Raw genomic sequence first — 19,799 nt, forward strand, 5'->3', positions numbered from 1 at the left:
GGTCACAGATTCCACAGAATGGCCACGGTCATCGACCTCGCCTCCCGGCGCCTGGCCGGCTGGGCGATCGCCGGCCACATGCGCGCCGACCTCGTCATCGACGCGCTGGCCGCCGCCGAGCGGTGCCGCGGCAGCCTCGCCGGCGCTGTCATGCACACCGATCACGGGGCCCAGTACACGAGCAGAGCGTTCGCCGACGCCTGCCGCCGGGCGGGCGTGATCCAGAGCATGAGCGCCGTCGGCAGTTCGGCGGACAACGCGCTCGCCGAGTCCTTCAACGCCACCTGCAAGCGGGAGACCCTCCAGGGCCGCAGGGCCTGGGCCGACGAGCACGAAGCCCGCCTCGACCTGTTCCGCTGGCTGCACCGCTACAACACCCGACGCCGACACTCCAGCCTCGGACAACGCAGCCCCATCACCTACGAGACAGCACTCCAAACAACATCAACTACCCTGGCCCCAGCCGCATAGCCCGTGTCCAAGATTCCGGGTCAAGGCCCGTATGTTGATGCCTCCTGATCGCGCTCTACTTGACGCATCAAGAAATGCATACCAGGCCGTGTATCGAAAGTGGATTTTGGGCTGCGAATGATCACGGTTCATGGGGCGGGGAGATCTTAGGGACGAGCAGTGGGCGGTGCTGGAGCTGTTGTTGCCGAAGGGTGCCAGGGCAGGGCGGCCGCCCGTCTGGTCTCGGCGGCGGCTGATCGACGGCATACGGTTCCGGGTTCGTACCGGTGTTCCGTGGCGGGACGTGCCCGTCGAGTACGGGCCGTGGGGCCGGGTTTACGACCTGTTCCGCCAGTGGCAGCGGAACGGTACCTGGCACCGGATCCTGACCCGGCTCCAGTCCTTGGCCGATGCGGTGGGTGCGATCGTATGGGACCTGAGCGTCGACTCCACGGTCTGTCGCGCCCATCAGCATGCGGCCGGGGCCCGCAAGCAAGGCGACCTGCAGAAGGAACCACCGGGGCGTGTTCACCGAGCCGGTCGATCACGGGCTGGGACGGTCGCGCGGCGGGTTCACCACCAAGCTGCACTTGGCTGTCGAGCAAGGTCAGAAGCCCTTGTCGATCGTGGTGCGGCAGGGCAGCGTGGAGACTCGCCGCAGTTCGAACGGGCCTTGACCCGGGCCTTGCCCCAAGGCCGGGTGAATCGTGAGCGAGGAGGTGGCGCCGTGAGCCGCGTCAAGGCCGTGCTGTTCGAACGTGACGGCACCCTCGTGGAGGACGTCCCGGACAACGCCGCCCCCGACCGCGTCCGGCCCATCGCCGGGCCCGTGAGGCGGTCGATCTGCTGCGGCTGCACGGCATCGGCACCGAGTTCGTCACCGAACAGTCCGGTGTGGCGCGCATAGTGCTCACCGACGCCGAGGTCCGCCGTGTCGACCGGCGGGTCGACGACCTGCTCGGCCCGTTCGACGTGGGGGTGCCTCTATCTGTTTCGTCAACCCCGATGGAGGTTGTTCAGAGTGGTTTGGTCTGGTTCTCGGGAAGAGTCCGGGAAGCAGGATGTTCCCGGCGGATCGGATGCCTGGCGGGCAGTGTGAGGGCCGGCATGGCGAGGGCGGCCGTGCCGGTGCGCGGGCGTGATGGATCGGGCAAGGTTGGGTGGGTGTGTAAGAGGTCCTAACAGAAGTTGTTGATCATGTGACTTTCGGCGCGGGTGGTCGTTGGTCTGGCCGTGGGGAAACGTCAGTCGCGGCCGTGGATCGTGTCGGATGAACTGTGGTCGCTCATCGAGCCGTTGCTGCCCGAACCGGGGCCGAAGCTGGTGGAGGGCCGGCCGCGGGTCCCGGACCGGCAGGCGTTGTGCGGGATTCTGTTCGTGCTGCACACCGGCATCCAGTGGGAGTACCTGCCCCAGGAGCTGGGCTTCGGTTCCGGCATGACGTGCTGGCGGCGTCTGGCCGCGTGGAACGAGGCCGGGGTCTGGGAGAAGCTGCACGTGGTGCTGCTGAGGAGGTTGCGGGCCGCGAAGAAGCTGGACTGGTCGCGGGCGGTGATCGACTCCTCCCACGTCCGGGCGGCACGGCGCGGCCCAAAAGCGGGCCCAGCCCGGTCGACCGCGCACGTCCGGGCAGCAAGCACCACGTCCTCACCGACGCACAGGGCATCCCGCTCGCAGTGTCGCTGACCGGCGGGAACCGCAACGACGTCACGCAGTTGCTGCCCCTGCTGGACAAGGTTCCGGCCGTGGCCGGCGTCGTCGGCCGGCCCAGACGCCGACCCGACGCGCTCCTCGCAGACCGCGGCTACGACCACGACAAGTACCGGCGCCTGCTGTGGCAACGCGGCATCCGCCCCGTCATCGCCGAACGAGGCCAGCCACACGGCTCCGGCCTGGGCATCTTCCGTTACGTGGTCGAGCGGACGATCGCCTGGCTGCACGGCTTCCGCCGACTGCGCATCCGCTGGGAACGACGCGACGACATCCACGAAGCCTTCCTCGGCCTCGCCACCTGTCTGATCACCCACCGCCACGTCCAACGCCTTTGTTAGGACCTCTAAGGCGGCGAGGTCGAGGGTGCGGGGTTCGTAGCGGGGGCCGTTGCGGATCACCGCGTGGACGACGTTCACGCGGTGCCGGGCGAGCCGGAGGATCGCCCGGGTATTTTGCCACGCTCTCGTTGGCGGTCGTAGTAGATCCGGGAGGCGGGGTCACTCTTGCAGCCGATCGTGGCGAGCGCGGCCCGGAATAGGGCGCGTTTGAGGAGCCGGCTGCCGCGGTGGGGTGCATGTTCGCCGCGGACGGAGGTGCCCGAGGACTTCGTTGTGGGGGGGGCGAGTCCGGCGTAGGAGGCGCGGTGTCCGGCGGTGGGGAAGTCGGTGCCGTCGCCGGTGGCGACGATCACGGCGTCCGTGGTCCTGGCGTCCATGCCGGGCAGCGACGTCAGGAGGTGGAAAAGAGGGAGGGCCTCCAGCAGGGCGGCGATCTCGGTCCCGGTGGCCTGGCGCTGGGTGTGCCTCGATCTCGTGGTCAACGTGGATCCGCCCGGCGACCACAAGGACTACGTGCTCCGAGGTGGCCGTACCGCTCGCGACGGTGAGTCCGGCAGAGTCGTCACCCTCGTACTGCCCGGCCAACGCCGTGCGGTAGCACATCTGATGGACAGCTCACGTACGGCGACATCAAGGCCGCCGCCGAACGGATCGCCGGACGGGTCCGCGCCGTCACCCTCGCCCCGGTCGACCCCGGCGCCGTCCGTACCGCCCACCGCGACGCGCTCGACGGCCACGAACCGGAGTCGTGCCAGGTCTGGCCGGCGCTGGAGTACATGCAGCACACCGGCAGTTTCAAGGCTCGCGGCGCGCAGAACTTCATCCAGGCCCACCGCGACGCCGGCACCCTCCCCGAGGCAGGGGGTGACATTGCCTCGGGGAGGGTGCCGGCGTCGCCGGACTGGCGGGCGGCAACGCCGGACCAGCCTGGGCGTGGGCCGCCCGGCAGCAGGGCGGCCCGGCCACCGTCTTCGTGCCCGAGACGACTCCGGCGATGAAGGTCGCCAGGCTCCGTTCATATGACCGAGCGGCCGGGCGCGCACATCGCGTGCGGCCCGGCCGCTCGGCACCGGTATGTCGTCGATCTGCCGGTCGCCCGGGTCGTCGCTAGGGGATGGATACGGTAATCGCTATCCCGAGCAGCGCGACGGCCACGCCCCGGGAATCGGTTATCCCGAGATCACCCAGGACGCCCGCGTGCGTGCGCATGAGTGTGTTGATGACCTCGTCGTTGGGGTTGTTGACATGCCGGTTGGCGATCTCGGACATGGGGTCCCAGCTGTTCTCGAGCTCCACGATGGCCGGCGTCGGAGTCGCCGCCTCGGTGGTGAAGGTGTTGCGGACCAGCTCCTCGATCGGGCGGAACCGGGCGGCCTCGGAGATCACCTGGATGAGAACGATCATGCCGCGGGCCTGCTGGGCAATGGTGGACCCGCTCCTGGACAGGTCGCGGACCGCCTGCCGGACCGAGTTGGGAGAGAGCGGGATGTTCGCGCGGTCGCCGACCTGGCGCTCCAGAGAGACGTAGCTGCCGTTGAAGGTGGTGTCGTTCAGCGTGGTCGGCGTGCAGGCCCCACCATTCGGTGCACAGTCCAGGAGGGCGGGAGGTTTGGTCTCGAGCCGGTTGTAGATGGCTTCGTTCTGGTTGAGCCAGCCGACGACGAACAGGTCGCTGGCGCGGATGTGCACCCGGATCCGGTTCGGGGTGCTCGTTCCCTCGTCCTGCACGCTGATGTCGACGCTGAAGAAGTCATCGATGGCGTCGGGGCGGGTGCGGTGCGTCCTGTCGAGCACGAACCGGCCCTGCGACGCGCGCTGCCGCACCGCCTCCAGCATGGCGGTGTAGCGGGACGCGCCGGCGTTTCCGTTGCCGATGTCCCAGGTGATGTCGTTGCCGTCGTTGGCCGCACTGGCCTTCTCCTGGAGCTGGGGGATTACCGCGGCGGCGCCGCCCAGCAGGGTGGCGACGGCGAGGAAGACGACCAGGAACTTCCCCTTGAACCACCGGGAGCCGCGCTTGTGCCCGCGGCGGCCCGCCCTCGGCGGCGTGGCTGGATCGGAGACCGAGCTCATCTGCGTGTGGCCCTTCTCTGCATGCCCGTCCCTGTAGGCCAGGGCCCTGTCGGGCAGGAGGCTTCTGTACGCCTCACTTTTCACAGAGACCTCAAAGGTTCACTAGGGTCAAATATCCCTACCGGTGCGTAATCCCTAAGATTTCGGGATGTCCGGGCACGACGCGCCCGGCAGTGTCGACGCCGACCGTGAGCAGGGAACACACCACCAAATGCGTCGGCTGGTAGGTCGGATCGCCACGGTCGGCGGCGGCCCGGATCTGCGCGCCGAAGCCGTCCTCGCTCCGCGCCTCCCGTTCACACTGGGCGTTCACCCGTGCCGACAGCTCGACCATCCGGTGCGCGGCCGCCGACGCCGGTGCCGGAGGCCATGTCGGCGACGAAGCGACCTTGCCGGTGTGGATCTCGCGGTCCGGTGAGGGAAGATGACGAGATTGCCCCACGGCGCGTAGTAGGCGGGGCCTCTATGCCCTTCGTCAACCCTGCCGTGTCTGCCTTGTTCCTGAATGTGCAGGTCGTGCGGCGACTGCTTCGGGGGCGCGGGATTCGTAGAAGGTGCCGTCGCGGAGCATCGCGAACAGGACACTGATGCGGTGGCGGGCGAGGCGGAGGAGGGCCTGGGTGTGGGTCTTCTTGCGGTCGCGTTGTTTGTCGTAGTAGGCACGGGAGGCCGGATCGTGCAGGGCGGTGAACGCGGACAGGAACATCGCGCGTTTGAGCTGCCGGTTGCCGCCTCTGGGGGCGTGTTCGCCGTGGATCGACGTTCCGGACGACTTCGTGGTCGGGGCGAGTCCGGCGTAGGAGGCGAGGTGGGCGGCGGTGGAGAAGCTGGTGCCGTCGCCGACGGTGACCAGCAGGACGGCGGCGGTCCTGACGCCGACGCCGGGCATCGAGGTCAGGACGTTGGAAAGAGGGTGGGCCTCCAGCAGGGCGTTGATCTGGGCTTCCAGGGCCCGGCGCTGTTCGTGGACCGCGGCGAGCGAGCGGGCCAGGGAGGGCACGACGATGTCGAGGGTGCCGGTCCCCCGGGACCACGACGGTCTGTTCGTCCAACGCGTCGAAGACGTCGTCGATCAGCCGGGCGGCCATGCGCGGGGCCTTGGGCCGGATGAGCTCGACGAGCCTGCGGCGGCCGGCTTTGCGCAGCGCGGCCGGGGAGCCGTAGCGTTCCAGCAGCCAGGTGACGGCCGGGTGGTCCAGACGCGGGCCCAGGACGCGTTCCACGGGTGGAACTGGGTGAGCAGGCCGCGTATCCGGTTGGAGGCGCGGGTGGCCTCGGCGGCGAGGTCCTGGTCGAAGCCCACGAGCACGGTCAGTTCTGCGGTGATCTCGTCGGTGAGTTCCAGCGAGCGCAACGCGTGGGGCAGGGTGCGGGCGGCGTCCGCGATAACCGCGGCGTCCTTGGCGTCGGCCTTGGCCTCGCCGGGGTAGAGGTCGGCGATCCGTCGCATCGCGAGTCCGGGCAGGTAGGCGACCTTGCAGCCCGCGTCGCGGGCGACGGTGAGGGGCAGGGCGCCGAAGGAGGCGGGCTGGTCCACGATCACCAGGACGGTGCCGAACTTGGCGGTGAGCTTGTCGAAGACGGCCCGCAGTTTCGGCTCGCTGTTGGGCAGCTGCTTGTCGAGGACCTTCTTGCCGGCCGGGGTGAGCCCGTGGCCGTGATGGGCACTCTTGCCGACGTCCAGGCCGAGGAACACGCCCACGTCTGCGGTGTCGAACATCGCGCCCTTCCCAGGGTGTTGAACGTTCCGGCCTCGGCAGCGGTGTCGTACGCGCGCATCCACGTTATGCAGACCTGCCATCCGCGAGCTGTCCGGCGTTGCGCCGGACCGGGTGGTGGCCGGACCTCTGATCAGCGTCTCCGACGGCACCTCCCGGGCCCGGTGACACCACCCCCCAGGTCATGCCTTCGACAGGGGGCAACAGTCATGCCGCGCCCAGAGGCCAGCGGCCCCGTTGCGGAGCCGCGGAAAACATAACTGTGAGAGTTCTTCTGCGGCCCGGGATGGGTTGCTGCCAGGCTCGACGCTCGTGATCCGGCATGACTCGCAACATAACTGGCGTCCCGTCAGGGACTGCCGTTCCCCCGAGATGTCTGCCGGACGCGGGCGTCGGCCCGGCCCACCCGTTGGCTTGATCAGCAGCTTGTCCGCCTTCCGGCGTGACTCATCACAGTTCCGCCACGTGGTGACTCCACCCAGGCCGACGCCGTCACGGCCGTCCGTCCGTCCGGAGGAGAGCAACCGCATGACCATGCTCGCAGAACAAGTCGATGGCGTCATCGGCGTCGACACCCACCGCGACACCCTCGCCGCAGCCGCCGTCAGCCCCATCGGCGCCGTTCTGGCCAGTACCGATTCCCCGGCCAACGCCCGCGGCTACCGGCGACTGCTGGACTTCGCCCGCCAGCAGGTTCCCGGCCGCCGCTGCTGCTGGGCCCTGGAAGGTATCGGCAGCTACGGCGCCGGCCTCGCGGTCTTCCTGGATCAGGCCGGCGAGCAGGTCGTCGAGGTCTGCCGCCCGAAACGAGCCGCCAACCGCGGAGGCCGCAAGACCGACATGCTCGACGCCATCCGGGCCGCCAAAGAGGCCCTGGCCACCGAGCATCTGATCCAGCCCCGCCTTCGCGGCGAACGCGAGGCACTGCGGGTGCTGCTTGCCACCCGTCACGGCGCGGTCCTCGCTTCCACCGCCGCGATCAACCAGCTCAAAGCCCTGATCGTCTCCGCGCCGGACGACCTCCGGGCCGAGCTGCGGAAGCTCAAGCGCCCCGCCCAGATCGCCTACTGCGCTCAGTTCCGTGACCGCCCGTCCCAGGACCTCGAGCACCGAATGACGGTGCGGGCCATGCGGTCCACGGCCCAGCGCGTCCAGGCCCTGCAGGCCGAGGCCAAGGAACTCGAAAACGAGATCCTCACCCTGGTGCGGCAGCAGGCTCCCGAGCTTCTCGACCTGCTCGGAGTCGGACCGATCACCGCCGCCCAAATCTTGGTCAGCTGGTCTCATCAGGGACGATTCCGCTCGGAAGCCGCCTTCGCCTCCTTCGCCGGTGTCTCGCCGATCCCTGCCTCATCCGGGCTGACCAACCGTCACCGTCTCAACCGTAGCGGCGACCGGCAGCTCAACCGGGCCATGCACACGATCACCTTGATCCGGATGCGGCTCGATCCCCCTACGAAGACGTACGTCGCACGCAAGATCGCCGAAGGGAAGACCTCCCGTGACGCGCAGCGATGCCTCAAGCGGGTGGTCTGCCGCCAGATCTTCAAGATCCTTGAGCGCGTCGACCGGAACCGACTTGGAAACGTCGAAGAACTCGCTCAAGCGGCTTGACACGACATAGCAGCCTCGGGGGTGTCCGCACGCTCCCGACGACGGCTGCCACTGCCGGGTGCCCGAGCCGGGGCTGATCCTCTGGCGGTCGCACGGGTGTGCACGGCCCCGTCGGAGTGCGTGGTCGTCAGTGACCTCGGCGCGCACGTCGAAGCCGCCCGCCGGGCGGGCGGCCACGGCCCCCGCCGTCTCCTCCGGCCGGACCCGGCCGGAGGAGACGGCGGGGGCCGGCCATGTGGCCCCGGACGTCCTGACCGCAGTGCGCGCGGTACTGAACGGCCCGCCCCAGGGCTGCGTCTCGGTCGACGAGCGCCCCGGCGAGGCTGCCTACGACGCCGGTCCGCGTCTCCGGTGAGAGCCGTCCGCAGGTGTTACTGGGCGTAGAACGTGGCGTCCGCCCGGTCCGTGGCCGTGCTCGGCGTCTGCACGTACAACAGGTAGGTGTAGTGGCGGACGTAACGACCGGGGGATCCGTACGACTCGTAGGAGATGCCGGCCGAGTCGGACAGACCCGCCCGCTGGTAGAAGGTAGCGTCGGACGCGAACTGTGCCGTGCCGTCGTTCTTCTCCAGCCGGACCTCGAAGCTCGCGTTGCTCCGCAGGTAGTAGCCGGGGAAGTTGGTCGACTCCAGTGACACGGTGCCGCTGCCGGTCAGGCCGGTGACCACGCGGAACTGCGAGTCCGCGAGCGGGCTGACGTTGGCGTCGATGCGGCCCCGGTAGTCGAAGTGGCGGATGAAGCGGTCCGCGAAGTTGTACGACGAGAAGCGCTGCGGGGTGATCCCGTCGGCGACCGGGATGCCGAAGTCGGGGGTGCCGTCGGCCTTCCAGTACACCTTCTGGACGCGGGTGCGGCGGTTGGGGTCGTTCAGCGGGTCGCCGGTGATGTCCTTGTAGCTGCGGTCGTGGTAGACGAGGATGTCGGACTTGCCGTCCTCGGAGACGGTGAAGGAGTTGTGGCCCGGCCCGTACTGCGAGGTCGCGTCGCTGGACTTGAACACCGGCTGGGAACCCTTGGTCCAGGACGCCGGGTTGGTCAGGTCGGCCGTCGCGGAGGCGGTGAGCATGCCGAGGCAGTAGTTGGCGTCGGTCGCGCTGGCCGAGTAGGTCATGAAGACCTTGCCGCCGTGCTCGATCACCGCCGGGCCCTCGTTGACCTTGAAGCCGATCGTCTCCCAGGACAGCGTCGGCTGGGAGATCTCCGCCGGAGTGCCGGTGATCGTCCAGGGGTCGGACATCTTGGCGATGAACAGGCTGGTGTTGTTGTTCTCGGCCGGGTTGCGCTGAGCCCAGGCGAGGTAGCGGACACCGCCCACGACGAAGGTGGTGGCGTCGAGGGAGAAGCTCTCCCACGTCGTCCTGATCTGGCCCTTCTCGGCCCAGGTCGCGGTGAGCGGGTTGGCTCCGGTGCCCTCCAGAACGTACATCCGGATCGCCCACTGGTCACTGGTGGAGCCCGCGGCGAAGTACACGTACCACTTGCCGCCGATGTAGTGGATCTCCGGTGCCCAGATGTTGGCGCCCATCACACCGCTGGCGTGCTTGGTCCAGATCGTGGTCTCGGGGGCCGTCGACAGACCCTGGATGGTGGTCGCCCGGCGCAGCACGATCTTGTCGTACGCGGGCACGGTCGCGGTGAAGTAGTAGTAGCCGTCGGTGTGCTTGAAGATGTGCGGGTCGGCGCGCTTCTCGGCGAGCGGGTTGGTGTAGGTCACGGCGGGGGAGGCGGGAACGGCCGCGTGGGCGGTGGTGCCGGGCCCGGCGAGACAGCCCACCAGGGCGAAGAGGACTGCCGTGAGCAGCCGTACGGCGTTGCGTCTCAAGGGGTTGCTCCAGATTGCGGATGCGGGGATGCGAAGGGAAGTCAGGTCGTGGGGACGAGGCGCCACTGCTGGCAGTTGTTGTTCAGCCAGGTCCACAGCCGTACGTCGGTCCCGTTCAGGGTGCCGCAGTTCGCGACGTCGGCGACCTTGCCGCTGTTCTCGTTCACGATCCGCACGTAGTCCCCGGTGGCCGTGTAGACCAGACGGAACTTCTGGCAGTTGTTGTTCAGCCAGGACCACTGGGCGATGTCCGTGCCGTCGTGCGTCGTGCAGTTCGCGGTGTCCATGACCTTGCCGGTGGCGACGTTGACCAGCCGGCTGGTGTCGTTGCCGAGGTCCTCGACGCGCCACTTCTGGTTGGCGCCGCCGGTGCAGGTCCACTGGAAGATGTTGGTGCCGTCCTGGGTGTTGCCGCCCTCGACGTCCAGGCACTTGCCGCTGTTGCGGTTCACGAGTGTGTACGCGGTCGGGGTCGTCGCCGTCTCGCCCGCGGGGCCGGGCAGCGTCGTGCCGAGCGCGACCGGGGTGCCGAAGTTCGGCGTGCCGTCCGCGTTCCAGGTGAACTTCTGCGCCCGCGTGGTACGGGCGTTGCCGCAGCCGCCGGTCGCGGTGTTGTTGGCGTGGTAGACGATCCAGTTCTCGGTGCCGTCCGGCGAGCTGAAGAAGCCGTTGTGGCCGGGGCCGTAGACGCCTGCTGCGTCATCGCGCTGGAAGACCGGTGTGGACTTCTTCGTCCAGGAGGCGGGGTTCAGCGGGTCGGTGCCGGTCAGTTCCAGCTGGCCCAGCTTGTAGTCCGCGGTGGTGCAGTGGCTGGCGGAGAAGGTGAGGAAGGTGCGGCCGTTGTGGTAGAGCGGTTCGGGGCCCTCGTTGACCGGGCCGCCCGAGGTCTCCCAGCTCGCGGTGGGGCTGGAGATGATGGTGAAGGTGTTGCTGGCCAGCGTGTAGGGGTTGCTCATCGGCGCGATGACCAGGCTCTGCGTGCTGCCGTTGATGAAGCCGCTGCCGATCAGGTACAGGTTGTTGTTGTTCTGGAGGACGGTGGCGTCGATGAGCCAGCCGCCGGGGGTGAGGTTGGAGCCGCTGAGCTGGTTCTTGTAGGTGTACGGGCCCATAGGGTCGGTGCCCGCGCTCTCCAGGACATGGGTGCGCTGGGAGTCGCAGCAGGCGACTCCGCTCTGCCCGGCGGAGTAGTACAGGTACCAGTGGCCGTCGAGGAAGTGGATCTCGGGCGCCCAGATGTTGGTGTTGCGGGTGGAGGTGGTGTCACTCCAGATCTGGACGCTGGGGGCGGTGGAGAGCCCGGCCAGGGTCGGTGACTTCCGCATGGTCAGCACACCGGTGAAGGACGTGGTGACCAGGTAGTAGTTGCCGTTGTAGTACTCGAGCCAGGGGTCGGCTCCCTTGGCCGTCTTGACCGGGTTGGTGTACGGGCGGCCTTCGGCGGCGGCGGCCGGGGTCGTCGCCGACACCATGGCGATCAGTACGGCGAGCACGCACAGGATCAGGGATCTGCGGTGTCTGGCGGGGGGCTGCTCTGACATCTTTGGCATGCGGGACCGTCCCTGTCCGTAATTTCGAACCTTGTTCGCAAATTCGGTCAGAAGATAAGCGGGGGCACTGATTCCGTCAACGGTTTCGTCACATGCGCTTCACCTGCGTGATTTCATCCCGTGAACCGGACCGAGACGCGGCCTGTCAGCGCTCCGAGGAGGAAGCCGCGACGTTCGACCGGTGGCGGGCCGAGCTGGACGGCGATGCGCCCGCCTCGGCGCGGTTTCCCGCGGAGACCGACGGGGCCGCCGGGTCCGACGGGGCCGCCGCCCATGGGTCCAGTGACGCCAACGGGCCGGACGCTGCGGAACGGGCCCGGCGCGCGCACGTGGTCGTCCTGAACTGCGCCATCAAGGCACGCGATGACCGCAGCCGCCACCCGGACCCGGAGCTGTTCGGGGCCCTGTGCGACTTCTTCACCCGCGCCGTGGTCTCCCCCGGCCAGATGGACCCCGACGACGGGCAACGCCACACCAGCGGAACCCGCCGCAGAGTCCGTCAGTGAGCGTCTTCAGCGGTGCCGCTCCAGGTGAGGACGGCTTTGGCGATTGACGTCATGCGATGTGGGCCGCACCGGGATCTGCGGAGGACGCGGATGCGGATGATCCGGTGGGTGCGGGCGGCGGTCAGGTCGTGCGCCCGGCCCGGCGGTGCGGGTGAGAGCCACAGCAGCTGGCCGCCCGGATCGGTGACCACCTGCACGTTCACCCCGTGCCGGCGGTGCTTGGCCGAGTAGTCGGCCCGCCCGTCGCCGACCCGGTCGCACTTGGCGAGCGTGCCGTCCAGCAGGACGAAGTCCGACTCGGCCTCGCGCAGGACCTTCGGCAGACCCGGCGCACGTTCAGCGAGCAGGTGGACGACCGCGCTGGTGTAGGCGTGGGCGGTGGACTCGCTGATCCCGAATCCGGCAGCGATCTTTACCAGGGTGGTGTGTTCGCGGAGGTACACCAGTGCCACCATCGCGCGCTGGGACGGGCGGAGCTTGCAGCGGCGGTCGCCTTCACAGGTGACAACGAGCACGGTGACCCACTCCACGAGCACATGGGGCAGGTCGAGTGCGGCAGGATAGATGGCCAACGAGGCCCCCGAGCAGCGTGGTTGAGACGTCAGACGCCGCGTCAACAGCCCGGGCCGGTGAGGATCGTCGGAAAAGGCCCTGTTCAGCGGGGATCTCGCAGGCCGCCTACCCAGCGCCACATCCGGTTCGGTGGGAGGCCACGCGGAAAAGGACCTGCCCGACGAGAGGGCAGGTCCTTTTCCGCGTGGCCGACCCGACCACCGTTGTTCTTACAGGCCGCGCTCCGGCGGACGATGCGACATTCCACCCGCCGAGCACAGGCCAACCATGACTGCCCTACGGAACATTCCGGGTCGGGCTAGCTGAGCGGCACGTCCACGACAGCCTTGAGGTGGCTGAACGTCTCGAGGGAGTACAGGCCGTGGTAGTGGCCCATGCCGCTTTCGCCGACGCCACCGAAGGGCAGGCCGGGCACGAGCACCTGAATCCCCGGAGAGCCCCAGGCGACGGCGCCGGAGGACGTCTCGTTCACCAGGCGCGACTTGGTGGCCTCGGAAGTGGTGAGGGCGTAGAGCCCCAGCGGCTTGTCGCGTTCGTTGATGAAGGCGATGGCGGCATCGAGGTCGGCGACTTCGATGATGGGGAGGATCGGACCGAAGATCTCCTCCTGCATGACCGGCGATGCGGGGTCGACATTGGTGAGTACCGTCGGTGCGATGAACAGGTCGTCGCGGTCGTGCCTGCCTCCCACCGCCACCTGGCCGGAGTCCAGCAGACGGGTGAGCCGGTCGAAATGCCGCTCGCTGACGATCCGTCCGTAGTCGGGGGCGGTCTGCGGCGTGGACCCGAACTGGGCTTCGACCGCCGCGCGGAGGGCGGGAACCAGCGCGGCAGCGGTGGCCGAATCAGCCAGAACATAGTCCGTGGTTCCGCACGACTGTCCCGCGTTCACCGAGAACTTGCCGCCGACCAGCCGCTTCGCAGCCTCGTCCACGTCAGCGTCGGGCGCCACGAAAACCGGGTTCTTGCCCCCGAGTTCAAGCGTGACCGGGGTGAGGTTCTTGGCCGCCGCGGCCATGATGATCCGGCCGACGGTGCCGTTACCCGTGTAGAAGATGTGATCGAAACGCTGTGTCAGGAGGGCCGTGGTCACCTCGGCGCCTCCCTCGACCACAGTGAGGACGTCGGCGTCGAAGTACTGTCGCAGGAGGCGGGAAAGCACCGCCGAGGTGTGCACCGAGATCTCGCTCGTCTTGGCCACCACGGTGTTTCCGGCGGCCAGCGCGCCGATGACGGGGTCGATGAGAAGGTGCACCGGGAAGTTCCACGTGCCGATCACCAGGACGACCCCGAGCGGGTCGTACTTGGTGTAAGCCGTTGTCGTGGGACCGAGGAAGGCAGGAACCCCCACCGGGCGCGGCTGAAGCCAGCCCTCGAGACCCGCCAGCGTCTCGTCGATGTGACCGACGGTGAGGTCGATCTCCGCCATCTTCGCCTCGGCGGCGTTCTTCCTCAGATCCGCCCAGAGCGCTTCGAGCAACTCCTTCTCGTTTTCGACCAGCAGTGCCCGCAGTCGCTGCAACTGGTCGATACGCCAGTCCAGTCCGCGGGTGACGCCGGTGTTGAACGTCGCACGAAGGCGGCCGACGGCCTCCGCAGCCGGTTCGCTCTGGTGCGTCGTCGACTCTTTCGTGTTTGTTGCGGTCATGGGGTGTGCTCCGTTCTTGATGTAATTCACATGTCAAAGCGGGTGCGGCGGGTGCGGCGGGTCTCAGATCGTCGCGTTGTCGATCACGAACCGGTAGCGCACGTCGCGGGCTTCCCTCCGCGTGAACGCCTCGTTGATCTCGGAGGCGGCGATCAGTTCGATCTCTGCGCCGAGGCCGTGCTCGGCGCAGAAGTCGAGCGTTTCCTGGGTCTCGGCGATGCCGCCCATCACTTCAGCGGGGAGTACATGGTGATGCCGGCGCACAGCAGCGGTGCGGCCACGTCGAGGGAGAGACCGTCGGGGATGCGCACGACGTAGTTCTCGTCGACGACGACCTTCTGCGAGTAGCCGCCGTAGGTGACTTCGCCGTCACGGCCGATGGCGCCGAACGTGGGGTTTCATACCGCCGTTGGTGCACATCTGTTCAAGGGCGGCCTGCAGTTGTCGCACTCGCGGCAGGAGTCGACCATGCAGCCGACGCCCACGCGGTCACCGACCTTGTACTTGGTGACACCGGGGCCGACCCCGGAGACGACTCCTGCGATCTCGCGGCCCGGGACCATCGGGAAGATGGCCTTGCCCCAGCCCTCGCGGGCCTGGCTGACGTCGGTGTAACAGACGCCGGTGAACTTGATGTCGATCAGCACGTCTGCTCACGGACCGCGCGACGTTCGATGGTGGTGCGCTCCAGCGGAGCCTTGGCGGCAGGGGCTGCGTATGCGGCGACAGTGGTCATGCCGTGGTTCTCCTTGCGGGGAGGGGGAAGGGCACGCCCGGCGGCCTTCTTCCGGCCGGGCCTGCTCCTTCACCGTAACGCATGTTCGCGTGAACGCGAACATGAAGGGGCGTTACCCTTCTCTCATGGCCAGCCGTACCGCATCTCCGCTCGTTCACCCCGACCCGGATGACTTCGACCTCTTCAAGGTCATGAGTGCGCTGACCGACGAGACGCGGCTCGCCATCGTCGTCGGACTCGCCGCCTCTCCTGGCCTGGCCTGCAGCGTCTTCAGGCAGGACGCCACCGCGTCCGTGCTCACCCGCCACTTCCGCGTCCTGCGCGAGGCCGGCGTCATCCGGCAGCACGACGTCGGCACCCGTCGCTTCAACACGCTGCGCAAGGAAGAACTGGACCAGCGGTTCCCCGGACTGATCGACCTCGTCCTCAAGGAGGGCGCCGCCCGCGTGACACCCCGCGCGGACACCGACAGCGCCTGACACTCCGAGGCGCCCCCGCGTGGACGCGATCGGGACGACCCGCCGATCGGCGGACACCTCCCGGACCAGTGCCGACCCGGCCTTCCGCAGCGGCCAGACCGGGCTCCCTGGAAACGCATCCCGGTCTGTGTGCCGAAGCGGGCCTGCCTGGATCGCCGGTTTGGAAGACCGCGCCTCCTGGGGTCAACCATGAGGCTTTTCACCCAAGGCTTGCCTGCCCGGACAGTGTGGGCAGGTTTCCGCGGGAACCTGATGCCGAGCCAAATGCACAGAACCCTGGCCCGGCGCATCGCCCGTCGACCTGGTGGACCTCGCATACCGGACAGCCCACAGGCGGGGGCGAGGCGGTGACGGGCAGACCCAGGAAGGTTCCCTAGCCTAGCGGCCTGGCCCGACCGTCGATACGGCGGGCGTAGATGGTGCGCCATCGCCTCGGCGGCGGCCAGTCGTACGGGTTCCGGCGAAGCGCGGCGTCAATGCGACGCCGAGCGGTGCAGTCGGCGGGCCCGTCTCCCGCCGGCGGGCCTGCGGGATGTGTCCGCCGGTCGCCGGGCCGTCCCGCCCGGGTCCGGGCCGGGCTTCACGGGGTGTCAGGCGCTGTCGGCGTCCGCGCGGGGTGCCACGCGGGCGGCGCCCTCCCGCCTTGAAGAGGCCGAAGTCGTCCGGGTCGGGGTGAACGAACGGGGACGAGGCGCGGCTGGCCATGAGAGAAGGGTGCCGATGTCTCATGTACGCGTTAGTGCGTACATGGGCTACAGTGAAGGACCGGAATGACCTTCCCCCTTTGTCCACCGCACTGCAGAAGGACACCCATGCCCGCCAACACCTCAGAAGTTTCCCCTGTTCCGTCACTCTTCTCCCCGGTCACCCTCGGGAAGACCGAGCTCTCCAACCGCATCGTCATGGCACCGCTGACGCGGGTCCGGGCCGGTTCCTCCGGCATTCCCGGGGAACTGATGGTCGAGTACTACCGGCAGCGGGCGAGCGCCGGAATGATCATCACCGAGGGCACCTACCCCGACCACGCGTCGCAGGGATGGGTCGGCGCGCCGGGTATCGCCACCGACGAGCAGGCGGCCGGCTGGCAGCGGGTGTTCGAGGCGGTGCACGCCCAGGGCGGCCACATCTTCCTGCAGATCATGCACGCCGGCCGCGCCGCTCACCCCGACACCAACGGCGGGCGGCGCGTGCTCGCCCCAAGCGCGATCGCCATCGACGGCAAGACGTTCACGGAGAAGGGCGAGCAGCCCTACCCCATACCGGAAGCGATGACCAGCGCCGAGACCCAGGCAGCCCTGGAGACCTTCGTCGCCGCGGCCCGCCGGGCCATCGAGGCGGGAGCGGACGGCGTGGAGATCCACGGCGCCAACGGCTACCTGCTCCACCAGTTCCTCTCCCCGGCGGCCAACCAGCGCACTGATGAATACGGCGGCTCGCCGCAGAACCGCGCCCGCTTCGTCGTCGAGGTCGTCACGGCGGTCGCCCAGGCCGTCGGTGCCGAGCGGGTCGGGCTGCGGATCTCGCCGGAGATCAGCCTCGCGGACGTCTTCGAGACCGACCGGGATGACGTCCTGGCCACCTACGGCACCCTGGTGGACCAACTGCGCCCGCTGGGCCTGGCCTACCTCTCCGTCCTGCACACCGAGCCGGGCGGCGAGCTGGTCCAGGAGCTGCGGCAGCGCTTCGACGGCAAGCTGCTCGTCAACAGCGGCTTCCTCGGAGGGCAGACCACCCGCGAGGACGCGATACAGCGGATCGAGGCCGACCACGCCGACGCCGTGGTCGTGGGCCGGGCTCTCATCGCCAACCCCGACCTGGTCGAACGCTGGCGGAACGGACACCCCGAGAACGAGCCGCGGCCGGAACTGTTCTACGTACCGGGCGCAGAGGGCTACACCGATTACCCCTTCCTCCAGGCTGACTGAGGACTCACGGTTGCGCCTGTCCATGCTGCGGCCCGCCACTTCGACGAGTTCGCCGCCCTCGCTGGACAGGTCCCCGTGTTCCGGTTCGACGGCCGGCCGGGTCTTCAGGTCCGATCTCCGCGCCGGTAAAGGCCGGTTCCGGCACGGCGCCGGCGCCGGCGCCGCCCGTGACCACTGCACGACATGGCCCCCTCCCTCAATCCAAAGCAGGAGCAGACATGACCACCCTCGGCATCATCGGAAGCGGAAACATCGGCGCCGCCGTCGCGCGCCTCGCGGTCGCGACAGGCATCCCCGTCGTGGTGTCCAACTCCCGAGGCCCGCAGAGCCTCACCGACCTCATCGCCGAGCTGGGCCCGCTGGCCACGGCCGGCACGGTCGAGCAGGCGGCCCAGGCTGGTGACCTCGCCCTGCTGTCTGTACCGCTCACTGCGCACACCGCCGTCCCGGCCGCACTGCTCGCGGGCAAGACAGTGCTGGACACCAGCAACTACTACCCTTCCCGCGACGGCCGGATTACCGAGCTCGACGATGACAAGGTCACCACCAGTGAGCTGGTCCACCGGCACTTCGAGGGAGCCCGGCTGGTCAAGGCCTTCAACAACATCCTGGCCCATCACATCCCCCAGCTGGCCCGCCCCTCGGAGAGCCCGGGGGCCGCCGACCGCACCGCACTGCCGATCGCCGGTGACGACGCCGGCGCGAAAACCGACGCGGCGACGCTGATCAGCCGACTGGGATTCGACACCGTCGACACCGGATCGCTCGCGCAGAGCTGGCGCTTCGAACCCGATACCACCGCCTACACCCGCCTCTACCTCGCCGATCCCTCCACGCCCGATACGCAGATTTTCACAGCGCATGGCCGCCCCGTTCCCGCCGCCGAGCTGCGAACCGCGCTCCAGGCGGCCGAGCGGGTACGGGTGGCCGACCGCGTCATCTGACCCCGGGGGCAACCAGTACGCGGCACTGTCGTGGCTCCACGCGAAGCAACTGATATCCCGTGCCGACAACGACGCTACTGCCCGCCGGGGCGCACCTTGGCGCATGACCTGGTGCGCAAGTTCGCCGCCATGCTCGACGTCCGTGATGCCCCACGTCGCCTGACTGGCTCGGCATGCTCACGACCAACGGCCTGGCCCCACTCGATGGCGTGGTACGCACTGCGCGAGGACCACTCCGGATCAAGTCCTGATCTGCATGAATGCTGGTCAGGACTTTTTACGCAGAGGGCTGACCGTCGTCGCGGACACCTTCGACACGATCGGAAAGCCGGTCTCAAGCCGGCGGCCCGACCCGGCTGGTTCCGTCCTTGAGCTTGCACCTGGAAACCGATCGGTTTACCGTAGTGGAAACCGATCGGTTTCCTAGTCTTCGGAGGTAGCCATGACCGCATCGAAGGACAAGATGCCCAGCCACGTGTCCCGTCCCACGATTCACATCCCGGGGACCACCAGCCACACCATCGCCCCCCGCGAGGGACGCGACAGCCGTGAGGGAACGCTGCGCTACCTCAAGGCGGGCACCGGTGCCCCCCTGATCCTGCTGCACACCGTGCGCACGCAGGCCGAGCACTTCCGCCACCTCATCCCGCTGGTCTCGGACCAGTACACCGTGTACGCCCTCGACCTTCCCGGGATGGGCTACTCCGAGATCGTGCCCGGTGCCGCGTACGACGAGCCGGCGATGCGCGCGGGCGTCAAGCGGCTCCTCACCGAACTGGACCTCCACGACGTGACGTTGGTCGGGGAATCCATGGGGGCGGTGCTCGCCCTGACCACCGCCGCCGATCTCCCGGAGCGGGTACGACGCGTCGTCGCGGTGAACACCTACGACTTCCGCGACGGAATCGCCCGGTCGAGCCTTCTCGCCCGTGTCGTGGTCACGGGTGTCCTCGCCCCGGGGGTGGGTCCGGTGATCGCCGGCGTGGAGCCCAAGCCCGTCCTCAGCAAGATCCTGCAGGGCGGCCTCGGCGACAAGAGCGCACTGCGCGAGGACTACATCGACGAGCTCCTCCAGGTGGGCGGCCGCCCCGGCTACTCCGCCGTCGCCCGGGGCGTGTACCAGGCCCTGCCCAGCCTCATCGCGGCCCGCTCGCGCTACACGCAGGTCAAGGCGCCCGTCCACCTCGTCTACGGGGAGAACGACTGGTCGCGACTCTCGGACCGGGAAGCCAACAAGGAACTGCTGCCCGCCGCCGACTTCACACAGGTCCCGAAGGCCGGCCACTTCATCGCCCTGGAACGGCCCGACGTGCTGGCCGACCTGCTGACCGCGCTGGCGTGACTGCCCCGAGAGTGCCGTGGCCACCCCCGTTCCGAGAGGAGTGAGCCGGTACTCGACCGAGTCGCGCATGTCTGTGAAGCGGTGCGGTCCGCGGAGGAGCTCGCGCACGATCAGGGCGGCCCACGGCCCTTCGAGCAGGGTGATGAACCGGGCGACGCTGCACTCCGGGAGCCGCGGACATGTACCGGGCCCTCGGTACGAGGCCGGACCGCTCGATCACAGCCGAGCGCTCCGCCCAGAAGCGCCTCGGCGTGACACCCCGGACCCCGAGTCAGTGGCTGGCCTGTATCGGTCTCTGCCACGGATCGGCGACGCTGTCGGGACACCACCGTCAGAGCGGGTAACGCCGTGAGATCCCCCGCCAGGA

15 protein-coding genes and 6 pseudogenes are annotated in these 19,799 nt (G+C 68.6%); 12 read left to right on the plus strand and 9 right to left on the minus strand.

Annotated elements, in window-relative coordinates:
- Positions 1-18: 18 nt before the first annotated feature.
- The 4 genes and pseudogenes from OG272_RS20965 to OG272_RS20980 all read left to right on the plus strand — a co-directional run.
- Positions 19-471, plus strand: a pseudogene (locus OG272_RS20965) (transposase); the annotation flags it as partial.
- A 130-nt stretch (positions 472-601) separates the two neighbouring features.
- A pseudogene (locus tag OG272_RS20970) lies at positions 602-1,081 on the plus strand (IS5 family transposase); the annotation flags it as partial.
- 96 nt (positions 1,082-1,177) lie between these two features.
- Positions 1,178-1,357, plus strand: a complete 180-nt coding sequence (locus tag OG272_RS20975) for a hypothetical protein (RefSeq protein ID WP_405896148.1) — start codon at positions 1,178-1,180, stop codon at positions 1,355-1,357.
- 353 nt (positions 1,358-1,710) lie between these two features.
- Positions 1,711-2,501 (plus strand): IS5 family transposase gene (locus OG272_RS20980; protein ID WP_405896046.1). Its coding sequence is split into 2 segments (ribosomal slippage): positions 1,711-2,041 and positions 2,041-2,501, totalling 792 coding nucleotides; the frame shifts between segments, so codons are not numbered across the junction.
- A 9-nt stretch (positions 2,502-2,510) separates the two neighbouring features.
- Here OG272_RS20980 and OG272_RS20985 read toward each other — a convergent pair.
- Positions 2,511-2,998 (minus strand): annotated as a pseudogene (locus tag OG272_RS20985) (transposase); the annotation flags it as partial.
- Between the two features lie 132 nt (positions 2,999-3,130).
- Between OG272_RS20985 and OG272_RS20990 the strand changes: the two are divergent.
- A pseudogene (locus OG272_RS20990) lies at positions 3,131-3,522 on the plus strand (pyridoxal-phosphate dependent enzyme); the annotation flags it as partial.
- An 86-nt stretch (positions 3,523-3,608) separates the two neighbouring features.
- Here the strand turns inward: OG272_RS20990 and OG272_RS20995 are convergent.
- The 3 genes and pseudogenes from OG272_RS20995 to OG272_RS21005 form a co-directional block, all read right to left on the minus strand.
- Positions 3,609-4,574: a ribosome-inactivating family protein gene (locus OG272_RS20995; protein WP_405894415.1), complete on the minus strand. Its 966-nt coding sequence runs from the start codon at positions 4,572-4,574 to the stop codon at positions 3,609-3,611.
- Between the two features lie 118 nt (positions 4,575-4,692).
- Positions 4,693-5,016: a hypothetical protein gene (locus OG272_RS21000; protein ID WP_405894417.1), complete on the minus strand. Its 324-nt coding sequence runs from the start codon at positions 5,014-5,016 to the stop codon at positions 4,693-4,695.
- Between the two features lie 33 nt (positions 5,017-5,049).
- Positions 5,050-6,294: pseudogene (locus OG272_RS21005) on the minus strand (IS110 family transposase).
- Positions 6,295-6,820: 526 nt separating this feature from the next.
- On the opposite strand from OG272_RS21005, the gene OG272_RS21010 reads away from it, so the two are divergent.
- On the plus strand, positions 6,821-7,906 hold the full coding sequence (locus OG272_RS21010; protein ID WP_405894418.1) for an IS110 family transposase: 1,086 nt from the start codon (positions 6,821-6,823) through the stop codon (positions 7,904-7,906).
- Positions 7,907-8,036: 130 nt separating this feature from the next.
- A complete protein-coding gene (locus tag OG272_RS21015; RefSeq protein WP_405894419.1) occupies positions 8,037-8,261 on the plus strand; it encodes a hypothetical protein in 225 nt (74 codons plus the stop codon).
- 16 nt (positions 8,262-8,277) lie between these two features.
- Here the strand turns inward: OG272_RS21015 and OG272_RS21020 are convergent, their stop codons facing one another.
- Positions 8,278-9,729, minus strand: coding sequence for a family 43 glycosylhydrolase (locus OG272_RS21020; protein WP_405894420.1), 1,452 nt, complete (start codon positions 9,727-9,729; stop codon positions 8,278-8,280).
- 41 nt (positions 9,730-9,770) lie between these two features.
- Positions 9,771-11,279: a family 43 glycosylhydrolase gene (locus tag OG272_RS21025; RefSeq protein WP_405894421.1), complete on the minus strand. Its 1,509-nt coding sequence runs from the start codon at positions 11,277-11,279 to the stop codon at positions 9,771-9,773.
- 107 nt (positions 11,280-11,386) lie between these two features.
- Between OG272_RS21025 and OG272_RS21030 the strand changes: the two genes are divergently transcribed.
- A complete protein-coding gene (locus OG272_RS21030; RefSeq protein WP_405894423.1) occupies positions 11,387-11,785 on the plus strand; it encodes a hypothetical protein in 399 nt (132 codons plus the stop codon).
- On the opposite strand, the gene OG272_RS21035 is transcribed toward OG272_RS21030, so the two are convergent.
- From OG272_RS21035 to OG272_RS21045, 3 genes and pseudogenes are all read right to left on the minus strand, one after another.
- Positions 11,779-12,357, minus strand: coding sequence for a transposase family protein (locus OG272_RS21035; RefSeq protein ID WP_405894425.1), 579 nt, complete (start codon positions 12,355-12,357; stop codon positions 11,779-11,781). The genes OG272_RS21030 and OG272_RS21035 overlap by 7 nt on opposite strands.
- 299 nt (positions 12,358-12,656) lie before the next feature.
- Positions 12,657-14,006: an aldehyde dehydrogenase family protein gene (locus OG272_RS21040; RefSeq protein ID WP_405894427.1), complete on the minus strand. Its 1,350-nt coding sequence runs from the start codon at positions 14,004-14,006 to the stop codon at positions 12,657-12,659.
- 63 nt (positions 14,007-14,069) lie between these two features.
- A pseudogene (locus OG272_RS21045) lies at positions 14,070-14,742 on the minus strand (alcohol dehydrogenase catalytic domain-containing protein).
- A gap of 125 nt (positions 14,743-14,867) precedes the next feature.
- Between OG272_RS21045 and OG272_RS21050 the strand changes: the two are divergent.
- From OG272_RS21050 to OG272_RS21065, 4 genes are all read left to right on the plus strand, one after another.
- Positions 14,868-15,221, plus strand: coding sequence for an ArsR/SmtB family transcription factor (locus OG272_RS21050; protein WP_405894429.1), 354 nt, complete (start codon positions 14,868-14,870; stop codon positions 15,219-15,221).
- Positions 15,222-16,033: 812 nt separating this feature from the next.
- Entirely contained in the window at positions 16,034-17,146 is a 1,113-nt protein-coding gene (locus tag OG272_RS21055) for an alkene reductase (RefSeq protein ID WP_405894431.1), read from the plus strand.
- Positions 17,147-17,364: 218 nt separating this feature from the next.
- Entirely contained in the window at positions 17,365-18,090 is a 726-nt protein-coding gene (locus OG272_RS21060) for an NADPH-dependent F420 reductase (protein WP_405894432.1), read from the plus strand.
- 463 nt (positions 18,091-18,553) lie between these two features.
- Entirely contained in the window at positions 18,554-19,432 is an 879-nt protein-coding gene (locus tag OG272_RS21065) for an alpha/beta fold hydrolase (protein ID WP_405896047.1), read from the plus strand.
- Positions 19,433-19,799 lie beyond the last annotated feature (367 nt).

Source organism: Streptomyces sp. NBC_00104 (assembly GCF_045160825.1).
Classification (GTDB): domain Bacteria; phylum Actinomycetota; class Actinomycetes; order Streptomycetales; family Streptomycetaceae; genus Streptomyces.